This is a genomic window from Alcaligenes sp. 13f (assembly GCF_020496585.1).
In the GTDB taxonomy this organism is placed as follows: Bacteria; Pseudomonadota; Gammaproteobacteria; order Burkholderiales; family Burkholderiaceae_B; genus Alcaligenes; species Alcaligenes phenolicus.
The window spans coordinates 30,542-46,200 of the sequence record NZ_JAHKKC010000001.1 but is presented as its reverse complement, the minus strand read 5'-3'; the positions used below and the strand labels follow the sequence as shown (position 1 = coordinate 46,200).

Below are 15,659 nucleotides of genomic sequence, written 5' to 3'. Positions count from 1 at the left end.
AAAAAAAAAGCAGACGACACGTCTACGGGCATGTCGTCTGCTTGCCTTCTACTACAGTGAACCGTTTAGAAGCGTGTGCGTATACCCACACCAAACGTATCGCCTCGCGACAAACCAGTCAGTTTGTCGCTGTAATACGCGGCATAAACATCCGTGCGCTTGGAAAGGTCATAGTCGTAACCCAAGGCCCAACTGTTGCGCTTGACGTCACTCGCCCCGCTGCTACGAGTATGACCATACGAAGCCAGCACCTTGCCGCCGCCCATGGGGACAGACACACCAAACTGCCCGCCCTTCATCGTGATGTCGCCACTAGTAATGGTGTTCTTCACGTACTGAAACTGAGCAAAAACCTTGGCAAAATCAAAGTCATAAGCCATGCCTAACTGGCTTGCTCGCTGATGACGAAAGCCCACAATAATGTTTTCCAGATCATCCGCCTGATTGTCGAACTTGATCTGCTGATAGGCCAATGTCGCAGAGAAAGCACCATTGAAATACAGCGCATTGCCACCCCATTTATTGGAGCCAGACTTGTTAGGCTCGTTACTGAACCCATAGATCAAGTTTGCCGTCAGTCCATTGAAGTCTGGCGTGGTGTACTTGACCGCATTGCTCCAGCCCGAATCGCCCAGCACACCTTGGCCTTCCATCCCCAGATAAGTGTGAAACACCGACGGGGAGAAAGTGTAGGAATCGCCAAATGGGTTAAACAAAATGGTGGAGACGAAATAAGGCGTAGTCAGCCGCCCCAGCGTCAAAGTGCCTGCATCATCACTTTGCAAACCCACATAAGCACTACGAGAGAACATGGGATCGCCATTGAACCGACCCGCCTGACCTGTCTCTGGCCGGAAGAACCCTTCCATGGCAAACACGGCGCGAACACCGTTGGACAACTCCTCCTGGCCTTTCAAGCCCCAGTAAGAGGTTGTCATCCCTCCCCCGCCTACCGTCCCTTCCCGCTTATTGCCTCCTACAGGCTTATGTATACCTGCCCAGGCATCAACCAGACCGTACAGCTGTACATTGGATTGCGCGTGGGCAGTTGACCCTATTCCCAGCAAAGCGGCCAGCAGCCCGCCTGCCAATATCGGCATCTTTAGAACCATTGTGTCTCCGTTATCGTTTTCAGTATTGTGGTGATCCCCCTTCCCTTTTTCTAAGGGGGAGCCCTGACTGGGTGTCATCCACTTCGGCAGTACAAGCAGGCAAAGCGAACAACCCCAGTTTTTCTAGGGGTTTTTAATTTTTACTGTCACTTACAAGTGGTTTGGGAAGATGCGGGTGATAACGGTTATTCAGGAAGGTACATCGCGAAGCAGGCGTGCTTTTTTGGGCACTACCGTTTTTCTTAATCTAGGCATGTGTTGCCGACGGGGCTTTTTAGGTGGTTGAAAAAGCTCAATAAGCATCGGTTTAGAGACGTAAATATTGAGAATATTTGGCTCAACTTACCAGGCATCAGAAGCATAAAAATCAACTAACCCAGATGAAGCCATCAAGGAGCCACTCCCAGGCTCCTTTTAAAGTACGCATAACCTCAGTCCTTCAAGATTAAAAAAAATTTATCCATCAAAAGGGCTCAATAGGTTTAAAAACACCCGTCTTACTCATATTGCGCCGAAGGTCAAACTGAGCCAGTGCCTCCACCACATCAATCATGGGCAACATCTCAAAATTGATCTCTGACCATGCCTCCCGACTCACCTTCACGGAGTACAAATAATCATCACGCAACTGCCCTGTTGCCGGATCATGACGTTGAGAAAACCCCGATAGAGTGATGCCCTGAACGACAGGGAGAGCGGCAAAGGTTTCCCCAATAATCCGGAAGCCTACGCCATGAACATGGGCCATATAACGCTTACGTACCTGAACTGTTGGTAGATCCTTCACAGACAGTTTCAAGCCCCTTGCCGGAACCGCTGCAATCTTTGAGGGCATATCCTCAATCTCCGGCAAATCGATATCCAAGTGAACATGCGCTCCCTGCTCCGCAATGTCCAACGATATCAACGTCTCCCGAGGCCAAGCGATGTCTTGGAGGTTAGCTTCCAGCCATTGCTCCATCGCTGCCGTATCTTGATAGATATCCTCTTCAAGCAGCTTACGCCGCTGCTCTTGCTCATAAGCATGTTGAGTCTGATCACTTTTCCATGCAGCCAATAAACGTTGATGCTCGCTGGCTATCTGCTGATTGAGCTGATTCAATTTTTCCAAACGTTTGGGGAAAAACTTTTCCCACCATTTTGCACTTAGCAAAGTAGGCAGCAAGGGCTCAGAACGAAGAAAACGCTCTGGAACATACCTAGGTGCAATATGAGGCGCAGGAGTGTCTAGATGAATATTAGCCACCGCTTCACATTCACTATTTATTTCATCGCATTTACGCTGGATTAAGCGTTGGATAGCCTGGCGATTCTGCTTCTTGGCGAGTTCAACAACCGACTCGGAAACAGGTTCTCCGGCCTGATCATGGAAACTCAACATTCCTTGCTCTGTGACCCCACACACCAAAGAGAAAGTTTGTGTTTGCTGAGCAGATTGGCGCGACTTAGGGGCAGGAGCAGCCTTATATAGGGTATGACGAGCGGAAAATCCCAAAAAACTGGTATTGAGATGTGCCCCACGCTTACCAACATTCACCGTTGAGCCCCGCGGCCCCAAGGTCCAGCTAGTGCCCGAACCACTCAAATTCATGCGTATGCCTGGAGCCAACTTAATCGATCGTCGAAAACGTACAGCCACAACTCCCTCCACGCTTTTTAATAGTTTTAAAAGCTTATGAACTTCCAAAAATGAGGTTTTGGAATGCAGAGAAACCTGATGGGGATATATAACACTGTGCTGAGGTTAACTCAAAGCTAGAGGTGGCTAACTACCTGGCATAGTCACTGAATAAGCAGAAGCAGAAGCAGAAGCAGAAGCAGAAGCAGAAGCAGAGATAAGGGTACGAGACGGAGACAATCGCAGACAAAGGTAAGCATCGCTGTACCGATTCTGTATCTATTTAAGTGCTGAGTTGATTCCCTGAACAGGGACTGACACTACGGTATCTTCCAACTATTTGAACTTTAGGGGGATTTTTGAGTGGTACCAGGGTCGGAATAGAACCGGCACGCCTTACGGCGGGGGATTTTGAGTCGGTGATTTACAGTGTTTCTACAGGGAAATGGGGCGAATTCTAGCGTAGGTTGAAATAGGTAAAACCAGTTTCAAATCAGTAGGTTAGCGTATATTAACTGAGTTGGTGAAAACTGGTCACTGTACCTGTGCTGTACCTAAATTTCGGTACAGTACAGTTATCTATCGTCTGCACGACATGAAGCTACTGACATTGATCTACCATGATCGAGTTTGATATGGGCTGCTTGGTGTGATGCGTTCTCTATGCACTAATTAGCCAGCGCAACTCCACTCCTTGCGACGTCAAGCTGTCATTAGCAGCAGCCATTATTGCCCTGACGTTTTCCACTAACCTTCCAGCCGATAGTCCTGGCTGAACAGCATACACTACAAGCTGAATAGCTATAGGGTCGCACTCTCGTACGAGGGCAATCGCTGCGTCCCTTGTGCCGGCCAAAAACGGCGAATGGCCACGCCCAGCACGTATAAGTGTTCGCCGTTCAATGTGGCGTATCAGATCGTCCTTGCGTTGGAATCTACCCGACTTTACGGCTTGGCCTGCGAGTTCGTAAACATCCTCAACACGCTCCCCGGACACAGGTCCACCAGCACCCTTGCAATGGTAGAGCGACACCGACAAACGATTGGCGGGCATGGTACGTACCACAATGAAGTCCGCTGCTTCACCGGACCGGTGATCATAAATGATGAAGTTGATATCCGGGAGCCCGAGTAAGTAGTCTTGTAGAAATCTCTGCACTGTCATACGTTCAGGATTTGCCAAGTCAAACTCTACCCGCATCTCACAGTTACCCCAGCCGTGAGGAATCAGACTCTCCGGTCGTATGCCTGCGCTTGCACGACGCCGATTGAGCGTACTTCGAGTGAACGAATCCAACTCTTTCGTGAAGAATGTAAGACCGTTTTCCTCAAACCACTCCTCAATGGATTCCCATTGTCCTTCTGCAGCAGCTACGTACATGGAAGGCTCAGCGACGATCAACGAAAACTGGGGGCTACGGTGTAAGCGATAACGCACCTGCTGATAATGGTGACCATTTCCTATGCGGAAAGTTAGCGAAGAGCCGTCTTCATTGACAACAATATCGCTCACATCCAAATCTAAGATACACGTCCTAATAGCTTCGGCACCATCTCCTATGAGTACAGCGGGATTGTCCTTGTACGCGTTTTTGGACCAATCTGTCATAAACGTGGATGCAGGAATTCTCTGGAGTGTTTCACCATAGGCTAGTAGGTCAAGGCCCGATCGACCGATATTGACCTGAGCTGCTGTAATCCGCCCGTGTAACGCTTCCATCCAGTCAATGATGTCGGGAATAGAAAGTTTACCGTTCGACCAAACCCGGCCGCCCGCGCTTGCACCAATCACCTCGGTTTCGCCATTGACCTGCCCCCGCCCCATGAAATGGCCTTGCGAAAAATTCGCGGCATCCGTATCGCGAACGCCTCTGTCAGCATTACTGCCCGCAACGATACGGTAAGACTCGGTGGTAGCCGTGGGTGATGTGCTCCGAATTCCAACGCTGTAGAACTCTTGGTCCGTCATTCCATTCAGGACTTTTCGAATCTGCTCAAAGGCTAACGGCCTTGCTTTACCACCAAAGAACACCTCAAGAAGTTCTGCATAGTAGCGCGCGGAGCGTTCAGTCGCCGTAATGAACAGAAGCTGCGAAGCTGGGAAATACTTTAGAAGAAAGCATTCGTGCGCAGCATCGACCAGTTGTTCGTCGCGGTACCAGATGGGTGATCGAACGGATTTGGCTAGAAGCAGGTAAGTCGTTTCATCGTCACTACGCCATGCATTCGTAACCTGCAAAGATTTAAGCGTCTCTGGGGCTGTATCAAAGTCAGGGGCTTGATCGACCCTGAACGCAGCGATATGCTGTCCCAAGCGGAATGCCCCAGGGTTCACGGCCTCGTAGTCTGCGGATGGGTGGCCTGCCTGCGCGAACGATTGGAGGGCCTCGCGTTCGCGAATTGCCAAACCCTGACGAGCCTCTGCGACATCCGCAAGTAGCACATCCCAGTCGACTCCCTCTCTATAGAGTTCCGTGCTCTCTGCATCTATTTCTCGTGGTATCGCCAAGAATGTAGCCGCGCCGGTATTCTCGTCATTCGTTCTTGCAAAGCGGCCTATGAATTGCAGCGTTGGAACCAAAGATTTGTGAGCGCTATGCAGTACGGCAATTTTGAATTTCGGAAAATCGTAGCCTTCGCCGAACATGTCCACGCAGACCACCCCGTCAAGGTCGCCAGCAATGAGACGGCTCTCGATATCTCCAATTTGCTGTCGAGTCTTTCGACTAGAAACGGCTTCCACTCTCAGGCCTGCAGCGACGTACATACCTGCAAGTCGTTCGGCATCGACAACACGGTCAGTCCTTGCGAAAAGTCTGTGTTGCAGGCCAGCATTGGCGTCTCGCCTGAATACGTCCACTGCTGTTGCCACCAATGCCACGTCCCGCTGTTCGGGGAGTGCATCTTCATCAATCATCACAGGGTGAAAGTCAACCTTGCCAAAAGCGTTTTCCTCTACGGCTCGACGCAGCGAGTAATAGAAGATAAGACGCCCTGGCAACTGTCTGCGATCTCGGCGAAACGGCGTTGCACTCAAGAGCACGTGACGGGCGCTTGGTGTCGCACGAATAAATGCCGCCCATGTCCGTGCGGGCGAGTGGTGGCCCTCATCGACAAGAACTAAGTCGAACAGTCCTTCTGGTGGTGCTGGCACGCCCTCTATCTCAGGACTCGCAGAGTGCGGTGTGCAGACAACGACGTCGAATTGCTCAAGCGCTTGCCACTCCTCAGGTGCACTAATCCGCTGCTCAATAATCGCTACTTGCGGTCCGGCTAAATCGGCCTCGGTAGGTAGTGCCGTGAGTCGACGTAAAGTTTCAAGACCTTGAAAAGCCTTCACCGCTTGGCTTCTCAGCGGGGCTGTTGGAGTGACTATTAATACACGTCGCGCCTGTAAGAGGAAGCATGCGGCGGTGAGAACTGCTGTTTTTCCGTATCCAGTAGGTAGCGAAACAATAGCGGGTTCATGGCGCTCAATAAAGTGGGCCGCCAGCGCATGCAATGCGCCAACCTGCCCGCGCCTCAGCCCTGAGTTGGGTGCAGTCCCTTCGCGGATGATTAGACGCGATGCGTTATCTTGAAAATACACTGCCGCCTCCTCTCAGGTGCCTAAAATTTTTATAGTTAATGACTGAACGGTGTGGTCGGTAATTGTCTATGCTGAAACACAATCTACAGATCACGTTAAAAAACTCGGCCTTCTCTTCTATTTCTTGTCTTTGCAAGACTCAAGTATTCGAGTGAATATCGCGCTTTGCCCTTTGTGAAATCCTATGCACACTTGCCACTTCGAGCCGCATTCGCTCCACAACGGGACGACAGCGAGATCGCCGCGCCCATTCCAGCCTGCTTTGTAGTTGTCTGCTCCGTCCTTTATGTAAGGGGGGGCGACGTGTGTGTAGTCAAAACTGCACACAGGGCAAGTAAGTAGTCTTGACTCGTCGCCCCAGCCCGCATCGTCGTGGCTTATTGCTTTTAAGATACTGCCGGGGGGGGATGTGGTCTGGCCTCATGTGTTTCCTTCGTGGTGATAATCGGCTAGGGATAGCTGGCAGACTGCTTGGCTGCTTCTGGAAAACAATTCTTGTGGAATGATTTAAGTCTAATCAAATTTGGTATTTCTTATTGTCTGTCCTCTTCTCCATGGACTTTTAGTTTTCTATTGTTTTGCTGTTCTGCGAGGGGTTCAGCCCTGCGAAATACTGAAAGTAGTATTTTTAGCTTCATAACGGGATTCCCTTGTACGCGCCGTTCTAGCTGTACATCCTCCACCTTAGAAAGGCCAAGAATCTTAACCATCTCTTCAGATGAAGATTTGCAGAAATCTATCTGGCGCTTTTTCAGTTCTAGTTCTTGATTCGCCAAATTGATCTTTGCCAGTTTGTGTTCGATGGCCCCTTTTTGAATGCTGCGATAGGTTTCGTTCGCTCTGTTTATAGATGAACATACTGCTTTAACTATTCCTGCCACAGTGGTCGCTGCGGCAAGTAGTAGTGTCAGTTCGATGAAGCCTGGTGACGCGTATTGGATACGCTTGACCTCAGGACGAAGTCTCGGCGGAGTTTGATGAAAGAGTTGGTTGAAAAAGTTAACAGTGCTATATCCTCCCCGCCATGGAAACTTTCCATAAATGTAGTCAACTTCTCTATGGTGTGGCTGCGGAAGGTCAGGTATTAGTGAGTAGGCAAATCCATAAAGCTGTACATAATTTCGGGTGGCATCTGATAATTCCTCCAGACTCCAACGGCCATCGAGACCGAGTTTGATATCTTCTGCAATAAGCGCCACAGGTACTCCTAGCAAAAGTCTAGCTTTTAATATGAATTTTGAATCGCCCTCCTTACGTGGGCGACGCTTATCAGAGCGGCCTTACACGAAGGGCGCGTTTAAGCTGGTGATAAATTCTCTTATCTGATTAGCCAATGTGCCGCTAGTATCGTTTCCTTGAAAAACTACTGACCCCGTATCGTAAACATTTAAGACTAGTCCATTGGTGAACTTGTACATGCTCTGCCCGTTTGGCTTATTGTCGAGCTTGTGCTCAATGTTACTTAAGAAGGATTTAAGAACCTCTATTTTTAAACATTTAACAGACATGACACTTCCATAGTTAGATTGACATACAAAAACCGGCGACAGCCTATCCTGCACCAGCTTCAACCACCTATATTTTCTTCGTCATGACTAAGCTTTTGGGCTCGCCAAGGCACTACGCGGTTGCACAAATTCTTCGACGTCAATGTCCCCGTCGATGAACCGTTGAGAATGTTCTTCATCTGCTGCACTGAGCGAGAATCCCTCCAAACCGACTGATGCGCGTGCGTAGTTGACGGCCGCTACACGCCGGTCGCGCTCGGCACCGGATATCGTTTTAGTTAGTTCCGTTTCGTGCGAACCCATCTCAGCCATGGTTGTCTCCCGTGCTTTAAGTAACGCTATATTACAAGGTGTGGATTTTTTTTGGTGACTTGTAGGGAAAACCAGCAAATAAGGTTTCACGCAGAAATTGTCTTGTTTTTGTGGCTATCAATAGGTTTTCCCGATTTGCGGCAGTATTGGCCACCATCCGTGATGGAGACTTCCCCAGGCGCAGAGATACACCTCGATAAGCAAAATGTTGCTACCGATACGCATTACGCTGCGTCAGTGTACCTAAGCGAACTTTGAGGAAAATCCCCCAGTATTGGGGCTATGACTTGAATCGCGCTAAGTGCCTGTTAACACTAGGGATTTTTGAGTGGTGCCCGGGGCCGGAATCGAACCGGCACGCCTTGCGGCGGGGGATTTTGAGTCCCCTGCGTCTACCAATTTCACCACCCGGGCTAGGTATGGCAACCTGGGAATCCAGGCTTGGAAGGAAAGATTGTTATTATACGCAGATTCCTGGTGGTTTTGGCAAGTGCTAAAGCAATTTTTTTAAATTTAGCCTGGCACTGAAAACATTCCCGCCTAAAGTCCGTCTGAAGCTCAGTTTTCCGCCTGCTTTGTCACAACTGCTTAAGCATTAACAGACGGTTCTCGGCAGGCAGGAACCCACACCACTTTTAGCCATACTCAAACCTGGATTCCAAATAACAAACAGGCCAGGTACACCGTCCTGGCCTGCTCAATTTTTTGGTTCTGAGTATGGAGCCCCTAGTCCCCTGCCACAGCCTGTCCGTTACGAATCCACTCTCTCCAGATCGCGACCAACAAAGCCATCAGGACCGGGCCGATAAACAAGCCCACGATGCCCATTGTTTGCACACCGCCAACCAAACCAAAGAAGGTCGGCAGGAACGGCAGTTTTACCGGGCCACCCACCAGGCGTGGTCGCAGTGTTTTATCGACGATAAACAGTTCGATAGCGCCCCACAGGAACAAGCTCACGCCAGCCACCAGGTGACCAGAGCCTATTAAATACAAGGACACCATTGTGAATGACAGGGGAGCACCGCCAGGGATCAGCGCCATAAAGCCGGTGATCACACCCAAGAGTACGGGCGATGGAACCCCTGCAATCCAGTACGCAATACCCAGAACCACACCCTCACCCAAGGCGATCAAGCCCATCCCAGTGACGGTGGAGTTAACGGTAGCAGGCACAACCCGAGAAAAGCGCTGCCAGCGGCCGGGCAGGATGCGCTCACCAACAATATCCAATTGCACCAGCAGCCTGTCGCCATCTTTAAAGATGAAGAACAACGTGATCAGCATGAACAGCACGGTCAGCAGCAGGTGAAAAACGTTGCCAGTAGCGGACAGGACCATGCGGTAGATATTGCCCAGATGCTGGCCGCTAACCATCTCGACCAGCTCGCCTAACGCGTGGGGTTCGCCTAAATAAACTTGCCAGTACTCGGTCAAGCGCTCGCCCATCAAGGGCATGGCTTTGATCCATTCCGGGGTCGGTGTGCCGTAGCGGTTGGCGGCCAGCGCCCAAGTGATGAAGCTGCTGGCTTCCTGGATCGCAAAGGACAAGGCCAAGGATAAAGGTACGACCAGGACCACGATGACGACCAGCAAGGCCAATGTAGCCGCCAGCGCGGTGCGGCCATTGCAGCGTACAACCAGCCGTTTATATAAGGGCCAACCGGCCAGGCCTATGATCAGCGCGGCCAGAACAGGGACCAAAAATCCCTTTAAAAAGTAGACGCCTGCGGCCAGCAATAGCAGCAATAGCCAGCGAGCGATTAGAAATGCGGGTAAGACGGGTTGCATAAACGGTGGAGACCCTCTTGTCTATTGGTCTGGGCATGGGTCGGTGCCCGAAAGTTTTTTGACGATAGCATGATCACAGCCCTAGGAATACCCGTTTCTTACAACAAGCTGATAACACTTTTTAAGGTGGAAGCAGGCTCTAAGCGGCACCCGCGATCTGCATAGGGTCAAGACTCATCATTGCGGGCTGGATAGCAGCATCAGGACTCGGTCGGTTCGATTGGACTGACTCGAATCTGACTCTTAATGAACTGCACCTCACACCGCGTCTTGCCAAGTCTACTCCTGCTGCTGTGAAGCAGCTTAAATGCTGCACACGAAAGCTTGAAATCTACAACAGGGGTTCAAGTCTTGTGATCCTCAGTCGCCTGAGAGCTGCAACAGGCATCACGTGCGAGTGCTGGTGCTGGTGCTGGTGCTGGTGCTGGTGCTGGTGCTGGTGCTGGTGCTGGTGCTGGTGCTGGTGCTGGTGCCTTCAGTCTGCTCTTGCAGAGCTCCCGACTTCTTTTTTTTATGGGCAATAAAAAACGCCCTTAGGTTGGATGCCTCAGGGCGTTTCTATATATTCAGGGGCTTCTTTAGACAAGGCCGTAACGGCTGTGGCTGCCTTTATCCCCTCAAGTCATGCTCAGGGCGCCACCGGCAATGCACGTTTATGCGCCGAAGCACGGAAGGTTTTGATGATGATCTGCGTGGCTTCATCATCAATCACCTTGCCTTCCAGAAAATCATCAATCTGGTCATAGCTGACACCAAAGGCGTCTTCATCCGGTTTCAAGGGGCTAAGGCTTTCCAGATCGGCGGTGGGAACTTTGAACACCAAGGCTTCTTCAGCGCCCATCGCACTAGCCAAAGCACGCACACGGCGTTTATTCAGGCCAGCCAAAGGCGTAATGTCAGCAGCGCCGTCACCAAATTTGGTGAAAAAACCCATCAAGGCTTCAGCGGCGTGGTCTGTACCAACTACCAAGCCACCGTTTGCACCAGCAATCGCGTACTGCGCCACCATACGCTGACGGGCTTTGATGTTGCCCATCAGAAAATCTTGTAGAGCGGCATCGCGGAACTTCAGGCCGGAGGCCAGCAATTGCTCCAGCATGGCATCCGATGCGGGCTTCACGTTCACGACCAAGGTCTGATCGGGATTGATAACCTTCAAACCACCTTGGGCGTCTTTCTCGTCAGCCTGCTCACCGTAAGGCAAACGCACGGCGATGAATTGCGCTTGATGGCCTTGCTGACGTGCCTGCTCTACGGCTCGCTGAGACAGACACCCAGCCGCCAGGGAGTCCACGCCCCCGCTGATCCCCAGGACCAGGCTGCGGCAGCCGGTACGCAGCAGATAGTCACTTAGAAAGCGGACGCGACGTTCGATTTCTTCCTGAGCATCGAAATGATCCGTGATCCCCAATTCCGCACGGATACTGGCTTGCAAAGCGCGTTGATCATCTGTCATGGCGCAGGCTCTCTACACAAAGTGAACAATAGTTCGATTGTAAAGGACTGGGAGAGCTGTGCCATACCGCCTTATCAGGGGCTTTTAAAAAATTGGGATCCTTATTCATTAAAAATGGATTCTGTATATAATCTTCAGTCAAGAAAAACAAATCGCCCTTACTGAGACAAGCCCCTTAGCTACTGCTCGGGCACCATAAAACCAGCCCATGCCATCCGGTGCCTTGCGCGACATTGAGCGTGCCTACGCGCCCGGCTGGCAGCAAGCTCACCAGACGTATCCCATGAGATCCTCAACTGAAATCGCAGACGAAATCCTGAGACGTATTCAGTCCGGCCACTACCGGCCCGGCGACTCGCTAAGTCAATACGAGCTTGCGGAGGAGTTTCAGACCAGCCGCACCCCTGTTCGGGAAGCCCTGCGTTTTCTGGAGGCACGCCGCGTAACCTCGTTAACCAAGACCGGGCGCACGATTGTGGCTATTCCTTCTGCCAAATCAATCCGCGAGGCATTTCAGATTCGGGCCGAACTGGAAGGCTTGGCAGCGCAACTGGCGGTGGACTGGATCAAGGACTCGGATCTGGAGATCTTGATGCAGCATCAGTCCGACTATGCCCGCACCTTGCGAACGCGTGTGCGCAGCGAGGAGGGGTCAGAATGGTTGCAACACAACCGCTCTTTCCACGACTTGATCACGATCACCAGTCACAACGAGCGCCTGCACGAGCTGATTCAGCAGTTGCAGAACGACAGTGTCTCCAGCGCCTTGAGCTTTGCCTCCAAAATGCCGCCGCGTTTGATGGAAGAAAATATTCTGGAGCATGAGGCTATCATCGCCGCGCTGGCTGATCGCAATGGCACCGCCGCTCGAGAAGCCATGACCGAGCACGTTGCCAAGACCATGAATCTGGTCCTGGACTGGTTGCCAGAGCGCTAAGCAAAAAAACAGTGCCACCCGCAAGGAGAGGTGGCACCGCACAATCAAGGTGGTTTGCGATCCCCCGGACAAACCACCCGACTGTTAAAACCGCGGCCTGCGCACCTGCAGGCAATCCTCTACCAGTTGGGCAACATCCACCAGCCATTCATCCTGATATAAACCCGCCACCAGTTGCAGCCCCACGGGCAAACCGGAGGCGCTGATACCGGCTGGCAAGGAAATGGCGGGCTGCCGCGTCAAATTGAAGGGATAGGTATAGGGATTCCAATCCAGCCAATTCTGCGAAGCGGCGTCAGACGGCGCTTCCCGGCCCGCCTCAAACGGCAATATCGGAACGGTAGGCGTCAGGACCAGATCAAACTGCGCAAAGTGTCTAAGCATGGCTTCACCCAGCTTTTGTCGGCCAATCAGGGCTTGGTAATAGTCCGGCAAGCTGTTCTTCTCGCCCTTACTGGCAACCTGGCGCAGACCTTCGTCCAATAAAGGACGCTGTGCCGCAGAGACTTGATTCACCAACCAGGCCGTACCAGCTTCCCAATGCGCTGTAATCAGCTCTTTTGCACCGGCCAGGGGTAGCTCGGTAGGCACAATATGCGCCCCCTGCTCTTGCAGCTTGTCAGCCGCCGTCTGGATAATGCCCCTGACCTCGGGGCTGCAATGCTCATCCAGATGCAGACCGATGCGCAGGCCCTGCAAGGCACGAGCGGGAGCTCGCACATGACGCGGCAAGGGCACCGAGTTCCAGTCACGTGGGTCGGCCTGCATCATGACGTTCAGCAAGCCTTTCAGGTCCGCCACGGATCGGGCCATGGGACCGACATTGGATAAGGTCAGCATCGGGCCGGCAGGCCAGGCAGGTACGCCCCCAAAGGTAGCTTTCATGCCGGTGACACCGCAAAAGCTGGCGGGAATCCGGGTGGACCCACCGCCATCCGTACCGATTTGCAGCGTTCCCATGCCCGCTGCCAGCGCCGTAGCCGCACCGCCACTGCTGCCCCCGCTGGTCAGACTAAAGTCCCAGATATTGCGTGTAACTCCCGTTAAAGGACTGTCCGCCGTGCCTTTCCAGCCAAACTCCGAGGTCGTCGTTTTGCCGATCAGTACCGCCCCGGCCTCACGCATCCGCGCCACCGAAGGCGCGTCATCCTGGGCAGCGTCCGCCATCTTTGCTGCACTTGAACCATAGCCAGTCGGCAAGCCACGCACCAGAAGCAAATCTTTAACTCCGTACGGAATGCCATCCAAAGGGCCACGTTCAGCGCCTGCCATCCAGCGTGCTTCTGATTCGGCAGCCTCTTGCAAGGTCAAGGCACGGTCCAGATAACAGTAGGCATTCACAATGGGGTTCCAGCGATCCACTGCATCCAGCGTAGCCCGCGCCACATCTACAGGAGACACCACTTTGCTTTGATACAAGCGCTGCAGTTCATCCGCACTGGCATAAATCAGATCCATAGAAGTGGGAGACTTCATGTCCACGGCGCTCTCAGATTTGGCGATTGGCTCATCCTTATGGGAACTGCGCATCATGCTGACGCCTCCATCAAACGAACCAGCACCAGGGAGATCTCAGGCACATAAGCCAGGATGAACAGAACGACGATGGCTGCAATGACAAAGGGCATGACCCCTCTCACCACCACCTCGTAAGGCTGGCCTGATACGGAGACCGTCGTGAACAGATTCAAGCCAAAGGGAGGGGTAAAGAAACCCACCACCAGATTGACGCAGAACACCACACCCAAATGGATAGGATCCACACCCAAGGCAATGCCGATAGGAACCAGAATCGGTGCCAGGATCACGATGCTGGCTGCAGCATCCATCACGCAACCAACCAGCAGCAAAAACACCACCAACAAAGCCAGGTACAGGAACTGTGTATCAAGCAAAGGCGTCAGTTCCGTCACCATCAGCATGGGGATACGCGCCGAGGCCAGAATCCAGCCAAAAATACCGGCTGCGCCCAGAATAATGCCCACCATGGAAGAGGTTTCTACCGAGCTTTTCATGACCTGCCACAGGGTACCTACGGTGAACTGGCGGTAGCACACACCCAACACCAGGCTGAATACCACACCCACGGCGGCGGCTTCGGTAGGCGTGAACACACCACCATAGATGCCGCCCAGAATCACAACAGGCATCAACAAGGACGGAATCGCCTTCAAAGCCACCATGACCATCTCTTGCGAGGTATAGGAACGCGTTGCGCTTTTAGGCACTTTCAGCTTTCTGGTCAGCAGCATATGGGTCAGCATGAAAGCCAGAGCCATCAACAAACCGGGCAGGATATTGGCTACAAACAGCTTGGGGATAGAAACGTTGACGGTTGCGCCATACAGAATCAAGGCAATGCTGGGCGGAATGATATTGCCCAAGGCACCGGACGAAGCCGTAATCCCTGTCGCCAAAGAAGCCGGATATTTCTGCGCGATCATCGCGGGCATCATGATGGCACCAATAGCCGCCACCGTTGCCGGAGCCGAGCCAGTCAAGGCACCAAACATGGCACAAGCAATCACCGTCACATAGCCCAGTGCGCCATGGACGCGCCCAACCAGCATGTCGATCAGATCAATCAGGCGCCTGGACAGGCCCGCCTTTTCCATCAGGTTTCCCATCAGGATAAACAGCGGCACCGCCAGCAAGGGGAAGGAGTCCAGCCCCGCCATCACACGCTGCGGCACAACAATCAGTGGCCGCATGCCGGTAAACAGCAAAAACAGCGCACTGCACAGCAATAAGGAAAAAGCGATAGGAATGCCCGCGATGAACAGCGTGAACATCAAGCTAAAAAGTAAGAGAGCTTCTTGCATTTACACCCCCTGCGCCGCTGGGCTGGGCTGATCCCGATACCCGTCCAGCAAGGCATTCACACACTGCACGGCGATGATGGCGCCGCCTACCGGCAGGGCCGCGTACACATAGGCCATGGAGATGCGCATGGCAGGACTAAGCTGTTGGTAAACGATGGCAATCAGTTGCAAACCCTGCACCAGCAGGACCAGTGCGCAGGTCAAAATCGCAATCTGAACCAAGCCGCCATGCACTTGGCGGGCTTTGCCTTTCAGTCGCATCACCAGCAGGTCAATCACGGCATGGCCATTGCTTTTAACCAGCACAGCTGTGCCCAGCATGATCATCCAGATAAAGCTGTAGCGTGTGATTTCCTCAATCCACGGTGGGGAGTAACCCATAAAATAGCGCCCGGCCACCTGTATTGATGCGGCCAGCACAATCAGCCCCAGAAATGCCGCCCCCAAGGTTCTGCATAAGCTGTCCAGGCGGGTACTGACTCTATCGGCCCAATCGAGCAAAGAGTGTTTCATG

At 52.4% G+C, this 15,659-nt stretch carries 11 protein-coding genes and 1 tRNA gene; 1 reads left to right on the top strand and 11 read right to left on the bottom strand.

The features are described from left to right. Window positions 1–65: 65 nt before the first annotated feature. The 8 genes from KOE80_RS00205 to nadE form a co-directional block, all read right to left on the bottom strand. A complete protein-coding gene (locus tag KOE80_RS00205; protein WP_413228912.1) occupies window positions 66–1,112 on the bottom strand; it encodes a porin in 1,047 nt (348 codons plus the stop codon). A 463-nt stretch (window positions 1,113–1,575) separates the two neighbouring features. Continuing rightward, window positions 1,576–2,751 carry a DUF4236 domain-containing protein gene (locus tag KOE80_RS00200; protein ID WP_226348041.1) on the bottom strand — a complete coding sequence of 392 codons (1,176 nt, stop codon included), beginning with the start codon at window positions 2,749–2,751 and terminating at the stop codon, window positions 1,576–1,578. Between the two features lie 640 nt (window positions 2,752–3,391). After that, window positions 3,392–6,319 carry a DEAD/DEAH box helicase gene (locus KOE80_RS00195; RefSeq protein WP_226348040.1) on the bottom strand — a complete coding sequence of 976 codons (2,928 nt, stop codon included), beginning with the start codon at window positions 6,317–6,319 and terminating at the stop codon, window positions 3,392–3,394. Window positions 6,320–6,852: 533 nt separating this feature from the next. Further along, on the bottom strand, window positions 6,853–7,518 hold the full coding sequence (locus KOE80_RS00190) for a hypothetical protein (RefSeq protein WP_226348039.1): 666 nt from the start codon (window positions 7,516–7,518) through the stop codon (window positions 6,853–6,855). Between the two features lie 396 nt (window positions 7,519–7,914). After that, window positions 7,915–8,139, bottom strand: a complete 225-nt coding sequence (locus KOE80_RS00185; RefSeq protein WP_226348038.1) for an antitoxin VbhA family protein — start codon at window positions 8,137–8,139, stop codon at window positions 7,915–7,917. Window positions 8,140–8,468: 329 nt separating this feature from the next. Further along, window positions 8,469–8,553 (bottom strand) — tRNA-Leu (locus tag KOE80_RS00180). Between the two features lie 312 nt (window positions 8,554–8,865). Further along, entirely contained in the window at window positions 8,866–9,930 is a 1,065-nt protein-coding gene (locus tag KOE80_RS00175) for an AI-2E family transporter (protein ID WP_021447032.1), read from the bottom strand. A 628-nt stretch (window positions 9,931–10,558) separates the two neighbouring features. Further along, window positions 10,559–11,386, bottom strand: coding sequence for an ammonia-dependent NAD(+) synthetase (gene nadE / locus KOE80_RS00170; protein WP_226348037.1), 828 nt, complete (start codon window positions 11,384–11,386; stop codon window positions 10,559–10,561). 283 nt (window positions 11,387–11,669) lie between these two features. Between nadE and KOE80_RS00165 the strand changes: the two genes are divergently transcribed. Further along, window positions 11,670–12,323 (top strand): GntR family transcriptional regulator, encoded by a 654-nt coding sequence (locus KOE80_RS00165; protein ID WP_226348036.1) that lies wholly within the window; start codon window positions 11,670–11,672, stop codon window positions 12,321–12,323. 84 nt (window positions 12,324–12,407) lie between these two features. Here the strand turns inward: KOE80_RS00165 and KOE80_RS00160 are convergent, their stop codons facing one another. The 3 genes from KOE80_RS00160 to KOE80_RS00150 are packed head-to-tail and all read right to left on the bottom strand — an operon-like array spanning window position 12,408 to window position 15,658. Then, on the bottom strand, window positions 12,408–13,856 hold the full coding sequence (locus KOE80_RS00160) for an amidase (protein WP_226348035.1): 1,449 nt from the start codon (window positions 13,854–13,856) through the stop codon (window positions 12,408–12,410). Next, window positions 13,853–15,145 (bottom strand): TRAP transporter large permease, encoded by a 1,293-nt coding sequence (locus KOE80_RS00155; protein WP_226348034.1) that lies wholly within the window; start codon window positions 15,143–15,145, stop codon window positions 13,853–13,855. The genes KOE80_RS00160 and KOE80_RS00155 overlap by 4 nt, the downstream gene beginning before the upstream one ends. Next, window positions 15,146–15,658 carry a TRAP transporter small permease gene (locus tag KOE80_RS00150; protein ID WP_226348033.1) on the bottom strand — a complete coding sequence of 171 codons (513 nt, stop codon included), beginning with the start codon at window positions 15,656–15,658 and terminating at the stop codon, window positions 15,146–15,148. Between the last annotated feature and the right edge of the window lies 1 nt (window position 15,659).